At 67.8% G+C, this 15,338-nt stretch carries 11 protein-coding genes; 4 read left to right on the forward strand and 7 right to left on the reverse strand.

The features are described 5' to 3' along the window. The first annotated feature begins 111 nt into the window (after positions 1–111). Positions 112–1,494, forward strand: a complete 1,383-nt coding sequence (mgtE, locus tag BCL79_RS07955) for a magnesium transporter (RefSeq protein ID WP_121039634.1) — start codon at positions 112–114, stop codon at positions 1,492–1,494. 48 nt (positions 1,495–1,542) lie between these two features. Here the strand turns inward: mgtE and waaA are convergent, their stop codons facing one another. Beyond that, on the reverse strand, positions 1,543–2,841 hold the full coding sequence (waaA, locus tag BCL79_RS07960; protein WP_121041223.1) for a lipid IV(A) 3-deoxy-D-manno-octulosonic acid transferase: 1,299 nt from the start codon (positions 2,839–2,841) through the stop codon (positions 1,543–1,545). Positions 2,842–2,936: 95 nt separating this feature from the next. On the opposite strand from waaA, the gene BCL79_RS07965 reads away from it, so the two are divergent. Beyond that, a complete protein-coding gene (locus BCL79_RS07965; RefSeq protein ID WP_121039637.1) occupies positions 2,937–3,857 on the forward strand; it encodes an LpxL/LpxP family Kdo(2)-lipid IV(A) lauroyl/palmitoleoyl acyltransferase in 921 nt (306 codons plus the stop codon). Between the two features lie 72 nt (positions 3,858–3,929). Here the strand turns inward: BCL79_RS07965 and BCL79_RS07970 are convergent, their stop codons facing one another. The 4 genes from BCL79_RS07970 to BCL79_RS20465 all read right to left on the reverse strand — a co-directional run bounded on the left by BCL79_RS07970 (position 3,930) and on the right by BCL79_RS20465 (position 6,899). Next, positions 3,930–5,255 carry an O-antigen ligase family protein gene (locus tag BCL79_RS07970; RefSeq protein ID WP_121041225.1) on the reverse strand — a complete coding sequence of 442 codons (1,326 nt, stop codon included), beginning with the start codon at positions 5,253–5,255 and terminating at the stop codon, positions 3,930–3,932. Then, complete coding sequence (locus BCL79_RS07975; protein ID WP_121039640.1) at positions 5,236–6,348, reverse strand: glycosyltransferase; 1,113 nt, start codon at positions 6,346–6,348, stop codon at positions 5,236–5,238. Before BCL79_RS07975 ends, BCL79_RS07970 begins: the two co-directional genes overlap by 20 nt. Positions 6,349–6,363: 15 nt before the next feature. Next, entirely contained in the window at positions 6,364–6,561 is a 198-nt protein-coding gene (locus BCL79_RS07980) for a zinc-finger domain-containing protein (RefSeq protein ID WP_019183790.1), read from the reverse strand. 203 nt (positions 6,562–6,764) lie between these two features. Continuing rightward, complete coding sequence (locus BCL79_RS20465; protein ID WP_259462119.1) at positions 6,765–6,899, reverse strand: hypothetical protein; 135 nt, start codon at positions 6,897–6,899, stop codon at positions 6,765–6,767. Positions 6,900–6,945: 46 nt separating this feature from the next. Here BCL79_RS20465 and BCL79_RS07985 point away from each other — a divergent pair, with 46 nt between their 5' ends. Continuing rightward, the gene (locus tag BCL79_RS07985) at positions 6,946–10,302 is read left to right on the forward strand and encodes a GH92 family glycosyl hydrolase (protein WP_121039643.1); all 3,357 of its coding nucleotides are present in this window, start codon (positions 6,946–6,948) and stop codon (positions 10,300–10,302) included. Beyond that, positions 10,299–10,997, forward strand: a complete 699-nt coding sequence (locus tag BCL79_RS07990) for a basic secretory protein-like protein (RefSeq protein ID WP_121039646.1) — start codon at positions 10,299–10,301, stop codon at positions 10,995–10,997. The genes BCL79_RS07985 and BCL79_RS07990 overlap by 4 nt, the downstream gene beginning before the upstream one ends. A 440-nt stretch (positions 10,998–11,437) precedes the next feature. On the opposite strand, the gene BCL79_RS08000 is transcribed toward BCL79_RS07990, so the two are convergent. Both BCL79_RS08000 and BCL79_RS08005 read right to left on the reverse strand, forming a co-directional pair. Continuing rightward, entirely contained in the window at positions 11,438–13,729 is a 2,292-nt protein-coding gene (locus BCL79_RS08000) for an NADP-dependent malic enzyme (protein ID WP_121039652.1), read from the reverse strand. Between the two features lie 199 nt (positions 13,730–13,928). Then, positions 13,929–15,278, reverse strand: a complete 1,350-nt coding sequence (locus BCL79_RS08005) for a dicarboxylate/amino acid:cation symporter (protein ID WP_121039654.1) — start codon at positions 15,276–15,278, stop codon at positions 13,929–13,931. Positions 15,279–15,338: the final 60 nt, after the last annotated feature.

Below are 15,338 nucleotides of genomic sequence, written 5' to 3' on the forward strand. Positions count from 1 at the left end.
GCGGCCCACGCCCTGTACCTGCCGCGCCGGACGCAATCCGGTGCGCTGGATGCCTGTACCTCATCACCGCGCGTTGCTCCGTCACGCGCCGCTTTCTGCTGGAGAACCACCATGAACCGCGAAGACCTCCTGTTCTCGATCCGCACCCTCTCGCTCTCCCTCGACGCGGCCGGCTTTGTCAGCATCGCCGCCACCACGCATCCGTCCGACCTCGTCGATGCGCTCGACGCGCTGAGCGTGGACAAGACACTCCCGTTGCTGATGATGCTCGACCCGCAGGCACGCGCCGAGCTGTTCGCGCACTTCACCGAGATACGCCAGGATCAGCTGCTGGCGGCGATGCCGCGCGAGGCGGTGGTGCAGCTGTTCGAACACATGCCCTCGGATGACCGCGCCGATCTGTACAACCGGCTCGGCGATGACGCCAAGCAGAAACTGCTGCCGGCACTGACCAAGGTCGAGCGCGACGACATCCTCAAGATGGCGTCCTATCCGGAGGGCACGGTCGGCTCGGCGACGACGTCCGATTATGTCTGGGTGTCTCCGGAGATGACCGTGGCCCAGGCGCTGGCACATATCCGCGCCACTGCGCTGCACAGCGAAACGGTGAACATCCTGTTCGTGCTCGACCACACGCTGCGGCTGCGCGGCACGGTGGCCCTGCGTGATCTGGTGTTGGCCAACGAGAACCGCACGGTCGCCTCGATCATGCATGAGCAGCCGGTCGCCGCGAAGGCGCACTGGCCCAGGCTGCAGGCCGCCGAACTGATCCGTCGCTACGACCTGCTCGCGCTGCCGGTGACCAATGGCGGGGATCGCATGATCGGCATCGTCACCGTGGACGATGCGATGGATATCGAGAAGGAGCAGGATGCCTCGCAGCTGGCACGCTTTGGCGGCACGGTCAGCGGAAACGGGAACGATCTTGATGTGCGCAGCACGCCGCTGAAGCAGATGTTCCGGGTGCGTGTGTTCTGGCTGGCGATCCTGACCTGCTTCGGCATCGTCACCAGTACGTTTGTCGCCGCGCAGGAGGAGCTGCTGTCGCAGGTGATCGTGCTGGCCGCCTTCATCGCCCCGATCGTGGACATGGGCGGCAACACCGGCAGCCAGTCGGCCACGCTGGTGATCCGCAGCATGGCGCTGGGCGAGCTGAAACTGAGCTGGCGCGATGTGGGGTTCGTGATCCAGCGCGAACTGCCGGTGGCCGCGGCGCTGGGCATCAGCATCGCCGTGCTGGAGGCGATCCTGGCTTACTTCAGCAAGGGTGTGGGCATGGACGTGCTGCTGGTGGTGGGCTCGAGCATGCTGGTGTGCACCGCGCTCGGCGGCATCATCGGCGCGTTGCTGCCGTTCGCCGCACGCCGCATCGGGGCGGATCCGGCCACCCTGTCGGCCCCGATGATCACCTCGGTCATGGATCTGATCGGCGTGTTCATCTACTTCGGGTTTGCGTACGCCTTCCTGGGCGATCTGCTGGTCGCTGCGGGCTGATGGATCGGCAGGCCTGGTCGCCGCGCGTGGCGGCCAGGCGGGCCGCGATCACGCCACCGGCGGCGGCAACTGCGGGGCGATCAGGGCCACGGTGCGCTTCAACGCGCCACGGCCGTTGCTCACCAGCGCACACCCCGCGCGGGCCATGTCTTCGCGTGCCTGCGGATCGCGCAACAGGGTCAGCAGTGCATCGCCGACCCCGCTGGCATCCTCGGCGATCACCACCGCACCGGCTTCGCGCATGCGCCGGGAAATCTCGGCGAAGTTGTGCAGGTGCGGGCCGGTGACAGCGGCCGTGCCCATCGCCGCCGGCTCCAGCAGGTTGTGCCCGCCGATGGCCTGCAGGCTGCCCCCGACGAAGGCCACCTGCGCGCAGCCGTAGAACGACATCAGCTCGCCGAGCGTGTCGATGACGAAGACATCCGTATCGGCCAGCGGCCACTGCTGCTGGCGGCGTGTGGCGACCTTCCAGCCCTGCTCGCGGGCCAGTGCTTCCACCCGCGGGAACCGCTCGGGATGCCGCGGCGCCCACAACAGCAGCACCCCCGGCATCGCCTCGCGCAGGCGACGATGCAGATCCAGGGTGGCCTGCTCTTCGCCCTCGTGCGTGCTGGCGGCGATCCAGACCGGGCGCGTGGCGGGCACCAGAGCATGGAAGCGCGCGATGAAGTCCTGCACGTTCGGGGTGGCGATATCGAATTTCAGGTTTCCCAGCGGCTGCACCTGGTCCGGGCGCGCCCCGAGCTGGATGAAGCGCTCGGCATCATCGTCCGACTGTGCGGCCACGCAGGTCACGGTGCGCAGTGCGCGGCCGATCAGCGGCCGCAGCAGCCGATAGCCACGCAGTGAGCGCGCCGACAGCCGGGCATTGAGAATGTAGACCGGGATCCGGCGGTCGCGGCAGCCGAACAGCAGGTTCGGCCACAGCTCGGTTTCCAGGATCAGCGCCAGGCTGGGCTTGAAGTGGCCCAGGAAGCGGCCGACGCTGCCCGGCACGTCGTAGGGCAGGTACACGTGGTCGACCGCATCCCCCCACAGCGCGCGGACCCGTTCGGAGCCGGTCGGGGTAATGGTGGTGATCACCCAGCGGATGTCCGGGCGCAGCGCGCGCAGGGCATTCACCAGTGGCGCGGCAGCATTCACCTCGCCCACCGAGACCGCGTGCAGCCAGACCCGCGGCTGGCCGCTGGAGTGCGGATAGGAGGCATAGCGCTCATCCCAGCGCTGGAAGTACTCGCGCACCCGGAAGCCCCGCCAGACCAGGTGGTACACGGTGATCGGCAACAGCAGGTACAGCACGGCCGAGTACAGGCCGCGCAGGATCCATTCGACAGGGCTTTTACGCATGCGCAAAGGATACGGGAGCGGCGCGGGGAAGACACGCCGCGCCGCCGTGATGGCCGCGCCGGGACGCATCCGGGCGCATCCATTAGAATCGAGGCATGTCCGATAACGCTTCCACCGCCACCCGGCCGTCCCTGCGCAATCCGCGCCACTGGCCGACCTTCGCCTTCATGTTGGTCGCCTTCGCGATCGCCCGCCTGCCGTGGATGCTGCAGCGCGCGCTCGGGCGCGGCGTCGGCACGGTCGCCTACCGGCTGGCCAGCAGCCGCCGGCGCGCCGCCGAGGTCAACCTGAAGCTGTGCTTCCCGGAGAAGGACGACGCCTGGCGCCAACGCCTGCTGCGCGACAGCTTCGACGCGTTGGGCGTCGGTATTTTCGAATTCGCGCGGGCCTGGTGGGGCAGCATCGACAGCATCCGCCCGCAGGTGCAGATCGAAGGGCTGGAACACCTGCACCGCATGCAGGCCCAAGGCCGCGGTGTGCTGCTGGTCTCCGGCCACTTCATGACGCTGGAGATGTGCGGCCGCCTGCTGTGCGACCACGTGGAGCTGTCCGGCATGTACCGCAAGCACCGCAACCCGGTCTACGAGTGGGCGGTGAAGTTCGGCCGCCTGCGCTACGCCAAGGCGATGTACGCCAACGAAGACATCCGTGCCACGGTGCGGCACCTGAAGAAGGGGGGCTTCCTCTGGTATGCACCCGACCAGGACATGCGCGGCAAGGACACGGTGTTCGTGCCGTTCTTCGGCCATACCGCCTCGACCATCACCGCCACGCACCAGCTGGCGCGGATGACCGGCTGTGCGGTGATCCCGTATTTCCACCGTCGCGAAGGCGGCAAGTATTTTTTGAAGATCGGCGCACCGCTGGAGAATTTCCCCAGCGAGGATGTCGAGGCCGATACCGCCCGCGTCAATCAGGCCATCGAGGCCATGGTGCGCGAGGCGCCGGACCAGTACCTGTGGATCCACCGTCGGTTCAAGCGCCAGCCCGGTGGCCGGAGCGATTACTACCAGTGATGGATGACGCGGATGCCTCCGGGCATCTCAGCAGGCGGCGTGGATCTACCTGCTTGACGGGCCCCTGCGACGCTACTGGGCCTCATCCTTCGCCAACAGACTGCCCGCATACAGCGCGGCCAGCAGCAGCGTGAGGCCGCCCCAGAAGGTCGAATAGAACGCCAGGTGGGTGTTGAGCGGGAACACCGTCACCGCCAGCGCGAGCATCGCCGGGCGCGCGCGCTCACGCGCCTCGGGAGGTGCAAAACGCCACGCGCGCCACGCCTGGGCCACGGCCGCCAACCACAGCAGCAGGCCGAGGATGCCCGTTTCGGCGAGGATCTCGAGCACGATCTGGTGCGCGTGCAGGGCCGGGCCGGCGCCCCACACTTCCCGGGCGGCCGGGTCCGGATTGCACGCGGGGTAAGCGTCGCGGAAACCACGCGCACCGACGCCGTTGATCGGATGCTCCTCGATCATGCAGGTTGCTGCGGCCCATATCTGGGCCCGGCCGGACAATGCCTGATTGACGCCGTCGTTCTCGCCTTCCCACGCCATTGCGGTACGCGCGATGCGGTCCCCTACCTGCGGCACGGTCACCGCCAGTGCCACCGCCGCCACCGCGCCGACCGCAACGCAGGCCAGCAGCCCGCGCACACCGATCAGCCGCCAACCGGAGAACACCAGCACCAGTGCATAGGTCAGCCACGCCGCGCGCGAACCGGCCAGGACCAGCACGACACCCACCGCGGCGGCCACCAGTGACCAGCCGAGAATGCCGGCACGCCGTGCGGCGGCGAACAGCAGGAACGGTGACAGGCTGGCCAGCACCTGGCCGAACTTGAGGTTGCACGGGCCGAGCACGCCGCTGAGGCGATCGACCGCCGCCATCTCCTGCGGTGAGCACAGCCCGTGACCGCTGACCGCCCACTTGAGCTGGTCCATCGACCAGAACAGCGGGCTGCTGCCGATGATCGCCTGCGCCAATGCATCCACGGTCCACAGGCCGGTGATCAGCGCCAGCCCGCCCAGCGTCAACGCGCGCCGCTGCGGGGTCGCCACGGCAATGGCCACCAGCCACATGAACGGCAGATAGCGCAGGCCGGCAGCCGCCTTGCGCCACGCGGTGCCGGGGTCGATCGCATCGAAGGCGGAAAACGCCTGCGGCAGCCAGTAGCCCAGGAACAGGATGCTGGTCAGTGCCCACGCAGGGCTGCTGAGCAGACGCTGTTTACCCTGCAGGCGCAGTTGCACCATGCGCACCGCCGCGTACAGCGCACCCAGCACCAGCACGCCCTCGGCGATCCCGGGCAGCGGCCACAAGGCGACGAACGCAATCACCCACCACGGCGCCCAGCGGCCCGCGCGGGAGCCCGGCGAACCGGGAAGGACGGTGGGCTCAGCCGATGAGGGAGGTATAGAGCTGGAGCGTGTCACGCTGCATCGCCTGCAAGGTAAACGGGATCCGCGTCGGCAGTGAGGGCGGCTGCAGCAGCAACTGCTGCGCGCGCGCCAGCAGTGCATCGGCGTCGCCCAAGGGTACCGCGCCGGAGGGTTGCAGCTGAGTCAACAACTCGCCGACGCCGCCATGGTTCCAGCCCAGCACGGGGCGGCCCACCGACAGCGCTTCGACCACGGTGCGGCCAAACGCTTCGGCTTTGTCCGACACCTGCAGTACCAGGTCGCTGGCCGCATAGGCCTGCGCGATGCGTGAGGTCGGTGCAGTCATCAGCACCGCATCGAACACGCCGAGACTGCGCGCCTGGGCGTCCAGCTCGGCGACATAGGATTCGCGGCCGGGCTCGCGCGTGCCTGGCATCCACAGCGTGGCCGGCACGCCGGCAGCGTGCAGCCCGGCCAGCAGCGTCAGCGCGTGGCGATGCCCTTTCAGGCGGGTGCCACGGCCCGGCAGCAGCAGCAACGGTGCCTCGCCGGCCAGCGCGGGATGCTGCTCGGCCACGGCCAGGCGCGCACGCCGATCCTGCCGGCCCACGCGCGGGAACTGCGCGACATCGACACCACGGGGTATCACCTGCAGGCGCTCGGCCGGCACGCTGGGGTAGTGCGTGCGCACGAACTCACGCACGCTGTTGGACACGCAGATCACGCGCTCGCCGCTGGTCATCACCGCGCTGTAGCGGCCCGGCGAGTTGAGCCCGTGCACGGTGGTGACCCAGTGCGGGCGGGTGGCCGCCGGCAGGTTGCGCACGGCGTACAGGCCCAGCCAGGCCGGCAACCGCGAACGCGCGTGCACGATATCCGCGCCCACCTCGTTGAACAGGTTACGCAGGGTCAGCACGTGGCGCAGCGTCAGCAGCGACTTGCGGCCGATGTCCAGGGTCAGGTGTTCGGCGCCACTGGCGAGCAACGGCTCGACCAGGCGCCCACCGGCGGACACGACGATGGCCCGGTGGCCGGCGGCAACCAGGGCGGAGGCGATCTCAAGGGTGGAGCGTTCGACCCCGCCGGAGTGCAGCGCCGGCAGCAGCTGCACCACGGTCAGTCGGCGCACAGTGTGGTCCGCGGATCAGTCGGCGAGCACGAACACGGCGCCGCAGTACGGGCACGCGGCCTCGCAGTTGGGCTCGTCTTCGATCGGCAGGTACACGCGCGGGTGCGAGTTCCACAGCGCCATTTCCGGCGTCGGGCAGCTCAGCGGCAGGTCGCTGCGGTGCACGGTGTAACGCTTCTCGGCATTGGCGGGCGCGGTGGCGGTATGGCTCATGGCGTGGACACACAAAGGGGGTTGCGAGACCGCCGATTCTAGCATCTGGCGACCGCCGAAGGCCGCTGGAGCGGAGGGCACCAGGTTGAAGCGCTGGCCATCCGGGGGGAGAACCACCGGACCTTTTAAATCGATCCAAATCCATTGTCAATATTTCGAAATGAAACGAATTTGCCGTATTTAGATCGAACTAATTGCACTTGTCACAGCCAGTTGTCGTGATGCAGGATCAGCGGGTACCGATCATCGACCCGATCGCCTGCCCGACCCCACCGGACATGCATCGCCTCTTTCCTGCCGTCCACGATGGCTGGGGCGACGCCGTCCGCCGTGGCCATCGATGCGGGTCCTGCCTGCCGCCTGCCCTCCCCGGGAGACCCTTGCATGACCCTGTCCGACCTGCGCCCCGTCCGCCGCGCCCTTCCCCTCGCCCTGGCACTGGCCTGCGTATCGATCGCCCTGCCGGCCGCCGCGCAGGGCCTGCAGACCTCCTTCGAGCCGGGCCAACCGGCCCCGGCCGCGGCGGCCGGCGACGGCGCCCTGCAGGTACGGATCGGCAGTGGCCCAGCCGCCCCCTATGCCGCCAAGCCCGGCGTCGGCTACAGCGGCCTGCACGCGCTGCACTACGCCAGCGCCGGCGGCCAGGCGCGCCGCCAGCTGTTCACGACCGACCTGGCCATCGAAGCCGATACCACCCTGTCCTGGCTGGTGCTGCCCGAGATCGTCGGCAAGGACACCGTGGCCTCGACTTACGTCTCGCTCGATCTGGTGCTCGACGACGGCACCCGGGTCTCGGCGAGCGCTGCGCGCGATCATCACGGGGTGGCACTGGGTGCGCGTGCACAGGGCGACTCGAAGACGCTGTACCCGCAGCAGTGGGCACGCAAAGCCGTTCGTCTGGGCGATACCCCGGCCCTGCGCGGGCGTCGCGTGGTCGCGCTGGAGGTGGAGGTGGCCAGCGCCGATGGCGCACCGGTGGCCGGCTGGATCGACGATGTCCGCCTGGACACGCAACCGCGCAGTACGCCGCAACGTCCCTCGGATTGGGTGCTGACCACCCGCGGCACGCAGGCCAATGGCACCTTCTCGCGCGGCAACAATTTCCCGGCCACCGCCGTGCCGCACGGCTTCAATTTCTGGACGCCGGTGACCGATGCCGGCTCGCTGACCTGGCTGTACCGCTGGAACGAACAGAACGACGCAGCCAACCGCCCTGCCCTGCAGGCGCTGGCGCTGAGCCACCAGCCCAGCCCGTGGATGGGCGACCGCCAGACCTTCCAGGTGATGCCATCGGCGACCCGTGGCGTGCCCGAAGCCGACCGCAGCAAGCGTGCGCTGAGCTTCTCGCGCGAGAACGAGCAGGCCCGCCCGTACCGCTATGACGTGCGCTTCGACAACGGCATCGCCGCCTCGATCGCACCGACCGACCACGCCGCCGTCTTCCGCTTCGCGTTCCCCGAAGGCGGTGATGCCAATCTGCTGTTCGACAACGTCGACGCACGCGGCGGGCTGACGCTGGATGCGGCCACCCAGACACTCTCCGGCTATACCGATACGCGCAGTGGCCTGTCCACCGGCGCCACGCGCATGTATGTGGTGGCCAGCTTCGACCGCCCGTGGCGCAGCAGCGGCACGGTGAAGACCGGCCGCCCGACCGGCTACATCAAGTTCGATGCGGGTGCCGAGCGCCGCGTCACCATGCGCATCGCCACCTCGTTGATCTCGGTCGAGCAGGCCCGTCATAACCTGGCCCTGGAAGTGGCCGCTGCCGACGATGTGGATCGCGTGGCCGCGCGTGCGCAGGAAGCGTGGGACCAGCGCCTGGCCCGCTTCGATGTGGGCGATGCCAGCGACGACCAGAAGACCACCTTGTACTCCAACCTGTACCGCCTCTACCTCTACCCCAATTCCGGCCATGAAAACGCCGGCACCGCAGCGGCGCCGGACTGGCGCTATGCCAGCCAGGCCAGCGCCTCGGATGAGAACACCGACGGCAGTGCCACGCGCAGCTTCGCGCCGGTGCGCGATGGCAAGGTGTACGTCAACAACGGCTTCTGGGATACCTTCCGCACCACCTGGCCGGCCTATGCGCTGTTCACCAAGGACGACGCCGGCGCGCTGGTGCAGGGTTTCATCGAGCAGTACCGCGCCGGTGGCTGGGTCGCGCGCTGGTCCTCGCCCGGCTATGCCGATCTGATGGTGGGCACCAGTTCGGACGTGGCCTTCGCCGATGCGTGGCTGAAGGGCATCGGTGGCTTCGACCCGCAGGAGGCCTACGCTGCCGCACTGAAGAACGCGACCGTGGTGCCGCCGGACCGCCATGTCGGGCGCAAGGGCATGGACCGTTCCACGTTCCGTGGCTATGCCACTGCCGACGTGCATGAGGGCATGTCGTGGACGATGGAAGGCGCACTCAACGATTTCGGCGTGGCCAACATGGCCGAGGTCCTGGCCAAGCAGGCCGATACGCCGGCTGCGCGCGAACGCTATGCGACCGAGGCCGACTACTTCCGTCACCGCGCCGGCACCTACGCCACGTTGTTCGATCCCGCCGCAGGCTTCTTCCAGGGTCGCAAGCCGGATGGCAGCTGGCGTCTGGACGCCAAGGACTACGACCCGCGCGTGTGGGGCCATGACTACACCGAATCCAACGGCTGGACCTTCGCCTTCACCGCCGCGCACGACGGTGAAGGCCTGGCGGCCCTGTACGGCGGCCGCGCGCAGTTGGCGGCCAAGCTGGATACCTTCTTCGCCACGCCGGAAACCGCCGATGCGGCGTTTGCAGGCTCCTACGGCGGCACCATCCACGAGATGACCGAAGCGCGCGATGTGCGCATGGGCATGTACGCGCACAGCAACCAGCCGGCCCACCACATCCCATGGATGTACCTGTATGCCGGGCAGCCGTGGAAGACCCAGCAGCATGTGCGCGAGATCCTCTCGCGCCTGTACCTGGGCAGCGAGATCGGCCAGGGCTACCCGGGCGATGAGGACAACGGCGAGACCTCGGCGTGGTACCTGTTCGCCTCGCTGGGCATCTACCCGCTGCGCATGGGCGCACCGGAGTACGTGATCGGCTCGCCGCTGTTCCGCCATGCCCGCGTGGCGCTGCAGGGCGGCGCGGTGCTGACCGTCAACGCGCCGGAGAACTCGGCCACCAACATCTACGTGCAGTCGCTGAAGGTCAACGGCACGCCGTGGACCAAGACCTGGCTGCCACACGAGCTGCTCGCCAAGGGCGCCACGTTGGACTTCGTCATGGGCCCGGAGCCCTCGCGCTGGGGCACCGGCCCGGACGATGCGCCGCGCTCGCTCACCGCGCGCGGCCAGCAGCCGTCCCTGCTGCATGATCTTCTGGGCAGCGGCGCGACTGCCCAGCTCGGCGATGGCCGCGCGGCCGCCGCGGTGATCGATGACGATGCGGCCACGGCACTGCCGTTGGGCGTCTCGAGCACGATCACCTTCAGCAATGTCGCAGCGGGTACGCCCGCGATGTACACACTGACCAGTGGCAACGGCCCGATCCGCGGTGGCGAGTGGACGCTGGAGGCACGCACCACCGGTGGCCGCTGGGTGCAGGTCGACCAGCGACGTGGCGAAGCCTTCGCCTGGGCAATGCAGACCCGACCGTTCCGCATCGCCCAGCCGGGCCGCTACGCCGAGTACCGGCTGCGCATCGGTGCACCGGGTCGCCTGCAACTGGCGGAAGTCGAACTGCTCGCACCGGCGGCGACGCGATGAGGACTGCCCTGCCGATCCCCCGTTGCCTGCTGACCGCCGTGCTCGTCACCGCCGGGCTTGCCGATGCGCACGCGTTCGAGACCACGCAGACCCGCGAGGACGTGACCCTGCACTACCGCGACGCCAGCGATGCGCTGGCCGCGCCGGTGCGCGAGCGCATCATCGAGACCTTCTTCGGCGCGTATCTGCGCGAGCGCGCCGATTTCCATCCGGCCGCACCGACGCAGGTCGGCATCGTGATCGACCCGGCTTACGACGGCATCGCCTTTGTCGGTGAGAAGGCGCAGGCGGCGACGATCACGATCAACCCGGCCTGGTTGCACACGCACCCGGGCGACATCGATCTGGTCACCCACGAGGCGATGCACATCGTGCAGGGCTACCCGGAGTACGCCAATGCGCGCGTGCCGGGCTGGCTGGTGGAAGGCATCGCCGATTACGCCCGCGACCGCTACGGCAAGGACAACGCCGCAGCCGGCTGGGCATTGCCGACGCAGGTCAAACCGGAGGAGAACGTCGATACGGGCTACCGGGTGACCGGTGCGTTCCTGGCCTGGAGCGAGGCACAGCATCCCGGGCTGGTGAAGGCGCTGGATGGTGCCCTGCGTGAGGGCCGCTATACGCCGGCGCTGTGGGAAACACTCAGCGGCGTGGCGTTGCCGGCCTTGTGGGCGCAGTACGTGCAGACACGCTGATTACTGTCTGTGGCCGGTCGGCGTCTGCCAGGAGCCGGCCAGCGGCCGGCACTACCGGTCCCAACGGTGCCGTCTTCAGCGCGCGCCGACCAACCCGGCGTAGAGCGCGAATAGCTGCTGGAAATACCGCTTCGTGCGTCGATGGCGCATGACACCGTTCCCGTGGCTGATCGTGGAGGATCTGGTCGGGCCCAGGGTGGCGACGCCCCCACCGGAGCGCCGCCACGGCCGGGCCGCGTAGGGGTATTGGGCGCTTGGGACGTTGCAGGACGGTGACCGCCGTGCGGCGCGTGTGTGGCAGATGCATGCACCACAACGACCGCAGGCCGAAGGCAAACATGGCCTGCCGACCAACGGTCGGCAGCTACCGGTTTCGCTGCCCGAAACGAGAACGCGCCCCGAAGGGCGCGTTCTGGCAACTCAGAGGAGGAAAGAACGCCTTACGCGTTCTTCTCCGCCTCCAGCTGCTTGCGGATCTGCGCATCCACGGCCGCGATGGCGGTCATGTTGAGCACGCGGCGCGAGGTCGCGCTGGTGGTCAGGATGTGCACCGGCTTGGCCACGCCCATCAGGATCGGGCCGATCGCCACGCCGTCGGTGAACACGCGCACCAGGTTGTAGGCAATGTTGGCCGCTTCCAGGTTGGGCAGCACGAACAGGTTGGCACGGCCCTTCAGCGTGCTGTTGGGCAGCAGCTTCTGGCGCAGGGCTTCATCCCATGCGGTATCCCCCTGCATTTCGCCATCCACGTTCAAGCGCGGGTTGCGCTTGAGCAGCATCTCGCGGACCGCCCGCATCTTCAGCGCGTCCTTGGAGTCGTGGCTGCCGAAGTTGGAGTGCGACAGCAGCGCCACCTTCGGTTCGATGCCGAACAGCTTCATGCGGTAAGCCGCCTGCAGCGTCGCCTCGGTGATCTGCTCGGCGGTCGGGTCTTCCTGCACGTGGGTATCCACGAAGAAGAACACGCCCTGCTGGTTGATCACGCCGGTCATCGCCGAGGTCGAGGTCACCTTGGCTTCCAGCGGCAGCACGCTGCGCACGTAGCCGAGCTTCTTGTGGAAGCGGCCGACCACGCCGGTCAGCATCGCGTCGGCTTCGCCACGCGCCACCATCACTGCGGCGATCAGGGTCGGGCGCGAGCGCATCAGGTTCTTGGCCGCAGCCACAGTCACACCACGACGGCCGGTGAGGTTGTGGTAGTACTGCCAGTACTCGTTGAAACGCGGATCGTCGTTGATGTTGGTGATGTCGAAATCGACACCGGCCTTCATGCGCAGGCCCAGGCGTTCGACGCGGGCCTCGATCACGTCCGGGCGGCCGATCAGGATCGGCTGCGCCAGGCCTTCATCGACCACGTTCTGCACGGCGCGCAGCACCACTTCTTCCTCGCCTTCGGCGTACACCACGCGCTGCTTGTCCGAACGCGCGCGGTCGTAGACCGGCTTCATCATCAGGCTGGTGCGGTAGACGAACTGGGCCAGCTTCTCGCGGTAGGCGCCCATGTCGGCGACCGGACGGGTAGCCACGCCGGAATCCATCGCGGCCTGCGCCACGGCAGCCGACAGCTCCACCAGCAGGCGGCGGTCGAACGGACGCGGAATCAGGTAGTCACGGCCGAAGCTCGGGGTCTCATCCCCATAGGCCGAGCCCAGGTCGCTGGCCTCGCGGCGTGCCATCGCGGCGATCGCGTGCACGCAGGCGATCTTCATTTCTTCGTTGATCGCGGTCGCGCCGACATCCAGCGCACCGCGGAACAGATACGGGAAGCACAGCACGTTGTTGATCTGGTTCGGGTAGTCCGAACGACCGGTACCGATCAGCGCGTCCGGGCGGACCGAACGGGCCACTTCCGGCATGATTTCCGGGGTCGGGTTGGCCAGCGCGAAGATCACCGGATCCTTGGCCATGGTCTTGACCATGTCCGCGGTCAGGATGCCCGGGGCCGACAGGCCCAAGAAGATGTCCGCGCCATCGACGATCTCGGCCAGCGTGCGCTTGTCGGTATCACGCGCGTAGCGCGCCTTCTCCGGGTCCAGATCGGTGCGGCCGGTGTGGATCACGCCGTCGCGGTCGAAGGCCAGGATGTTCTCTTTCTTCAGGCCCAGCGAGACCAGCATGTTGACGCAGGAGATACCCGCTGCGCCCATGCCGGTGGTGGCCAGCTTCACGTCTTCGATCTTCTTGCCGGTGACGAGCATGGCGTTGAGCACGGCCGCGCCGACGATGATCGCGGTGCCGTGCTGGTCGTCATGGAACACCGGGATGTTCATCCGCTCGCGCAGCTTGCGCTCCACGATGAAGCACTCCGGCGCCTTGATGTCTTCCAGATTGATGCCGCCGAAGGTCGGTTCCAGCGAGGCGATGATGTCGACCAGCTTGTCCGGGTCGTTTTCATCGATCTCGATGTCGAACACATCGATGCCGGCGAACTTCTGGAACAGCACGCCCTTGCCTTCCATCACCGGCTTGCCGGCCAGCGGGCCGATGTTGCCCAGGCCCAGCACGGCGGTACCGTTGGAAATGACGGCGACAAGATTGCCGCGGGCGGTCAGTTCACTGGCCTGCTGCGGGTCGGCCATGATCGCCTCGCAGGCGTGCGCCACGCCCGGGGAGTACGCCAACGACAGATCGCGCTGGGTCAACATCGGCTTGGTCGCGGTGACCTTGATCTTGCCGGGCGGCGAGAGCCGGTGATAGTCGAGGGCTGCCTGTTTGAAATCTTCGTTGGACATCGCTTTCTGCAGATGAATGGGCGAGAGGAACAGGGGATCATACCCCCGTTGGCGTGGACGGACCTGTCGCTACGCTGTCGCGGTCATGCTGCAACCGCACATATTCCAGCACCGCGCACCGGGCCTTCAAAATAAAACATGGCCGTGACGCCCCGGCAGGAACGGCACGACCATGCACCACACAATCAGGTCATCGGGCTCAATGCGCCGGGGCCGGCAGCGTGTCCGGCAGGTCGGCCACGACCAGCGGCGGCAGCTCGGCCTCACGGCCATCGAGCACCATTGCCAGGCGGTCGCGATCCAGCGCGTTTTCCCAGCGCGAGACCACCACGGTGGCCACCGCATTGCCGATGAAGTTGGTCAGCGAGCGGCATTCGCTCATGAAGCGGTCCACGCCCAGGATCAGCGCCATGCCGGCCACCGGCACTTCCGGCACCACCGCCAGGGTGGCGGCCAGGGTGATGAAGCCGGCACCGGTGACGCCAGCGGCGCCCTTGGAGCTGAGCATCGCCACCAGCAGCAGGGCGATCTGGTGGCCCAGGGTCAGTTCGGTGTTGGTCGCCTGGGCGATGAACAGCGCCGCCAGGGTCATGTAGATGTTGGTGCCGTCCAGGTTGAACGAGTACCCGGTCGGGACCACCAGGCCCACCACGGACTTGCTGCAGCCGGCCTTTTCCATCTTCTCCATCAGCGAGGGCAGCGCCGATTCCGAGGAGGAGGTACCCAGCACCAGCAGCAGCTCGGCCTTGAGGTAGCGGGCCAGCTTGAACACCGAGAATCCGCACAGGCGGCACACCACGCCCAGGATCACCGCCACGAACAGGAAGGCGGTCAGGTAGAACGAGCCGACCAGCCAGGCCAGGTTGACCAGCGAGCCGACCCCGTACTTGCCGATGGTGAAGGCGATCGCGCCGAACGCACCGATCGGGGCGGCCTTCATCAGGATGTGGACCAGGCGGAACACCGGGGCGGTCAGCGCCTCCAGGAAGGTCAGCACCGGGCGGCCCTTGGCGCCGGTCAGGGCCAGCGCGATGCCGAACAGCACCGCCACGAACAGCACCTGCAGGATGTTGCCTTCGACGAAGGCGCTGACCAGGGTGGCCGGGATGATGTCCAGCGCGAAGCCGACCAGGGTCAGCTCATGCGACTTCTGCACATAGCCGTTGACCGCGGTCTGGTCCAGATCGGCCGGGTTGATGTTCATCCCCGCGCCCGGCTGCACCACGTGCGCCACCACCATGCCCACGATCAGGGCCAGCGTGGAGAAGAACAGGAAGTAGGCCATCGATTTGGCGAAGACCCGGCCCACGGTGCGCAGGTGGGTCATGCCGGCGATACCGGTGACGATGGTCAGGAAGATCACCGGGGCGATGATCATCTTCACCAGCTTGATGAAGGCGTCGCCCAGCGGCTTGAGCGATTCGGCGAAGGCCGGCTCGTAATGGCCGAGGATGGCACCGAGAACGATCGCCACCACCACCTGGAAATACAGTTGGCGGTAGAACGGCAGCGGCTTGGCCGCCAGCGGGGCGGTGGTGGGAACGTGCATGGAAAGCTCCGGCAGTGTCACGAAGGATGCCGGACGCGCTGGGCGGCATCTGGCGTGGCC

The organism is Stenotrophomonas rhizophila (assembly GCF_003651185.1).
GTDB lineage: Bacteria > Pseudomonadota > Gammaproteobacteria > Xanthomonadales > Xanthomonadaceae > Stenotrophomonas > Stenotrophomonas maltophilia_Z.

Coding starts and splice junctions, on each gene's coding strand:
- mgtE (WP_121039634.1), top strand. CDS start 112: ATGAACCGCGAAGACCTCCTGTTCTCGATCCGCACCCTCTCGCTCTCC.
- waaA (WP_121041223.1), bottom strand. CDS start 2,841: ATGCGTAAAAGCCCTGTCGAATGGATCCTGCGCGGCCTGTACTCGGCC.
- BCL79_RS07965 (WP_121039637.1), top strand. CDS start 2,937: ATGTCCGATAACGCTTCCACCGCCACCCGGCCGTCCCTGCGCAATCCG.
- BCL79_RS07980 (WP_019183790.1), bottom strand. CDS start 6,561: ATGAGCCATACCGCCACCGCGCCCGCCAATGCCGAGAAGCGTTACACC.
- BCL79_RS20465 (WP_259462119.1), bottom strand. CDS start 6,899: ATGGCCACGGCGGACGGCGTCGCCCCAGCCATCGTGGACGGCAGGAAA.
- BCL79_RS07985 (WP_121039643.1), top strand. CDS start 6,946: ATGACCCTGTCCGACCTGCGCCCCGTCCGCCGCGCCCTTCCCCTCGCC.
- BCL79_RS07990 (WP_121039646.1), top strand. CDS start 10,299: ATGAGGACTGCCCTGCCGATCCCCCGTTGCCTGCTGACCGCCGTGCTC.
- BCL79_RS08000 (WP_121039652.1), bottom strand. CDS start 13,729: ATGTCCAACGAAGATTTCAAACAGGCAGCCCTCGACTATCACCGGCTC.
- BCL79_RS08005 (WP_121039654.1), bottom strand. CDS start 15,278: ATGCACGTTCCCACCACCGCCCCGCTGGCGGCCAAGCCGCTGCCGTTC.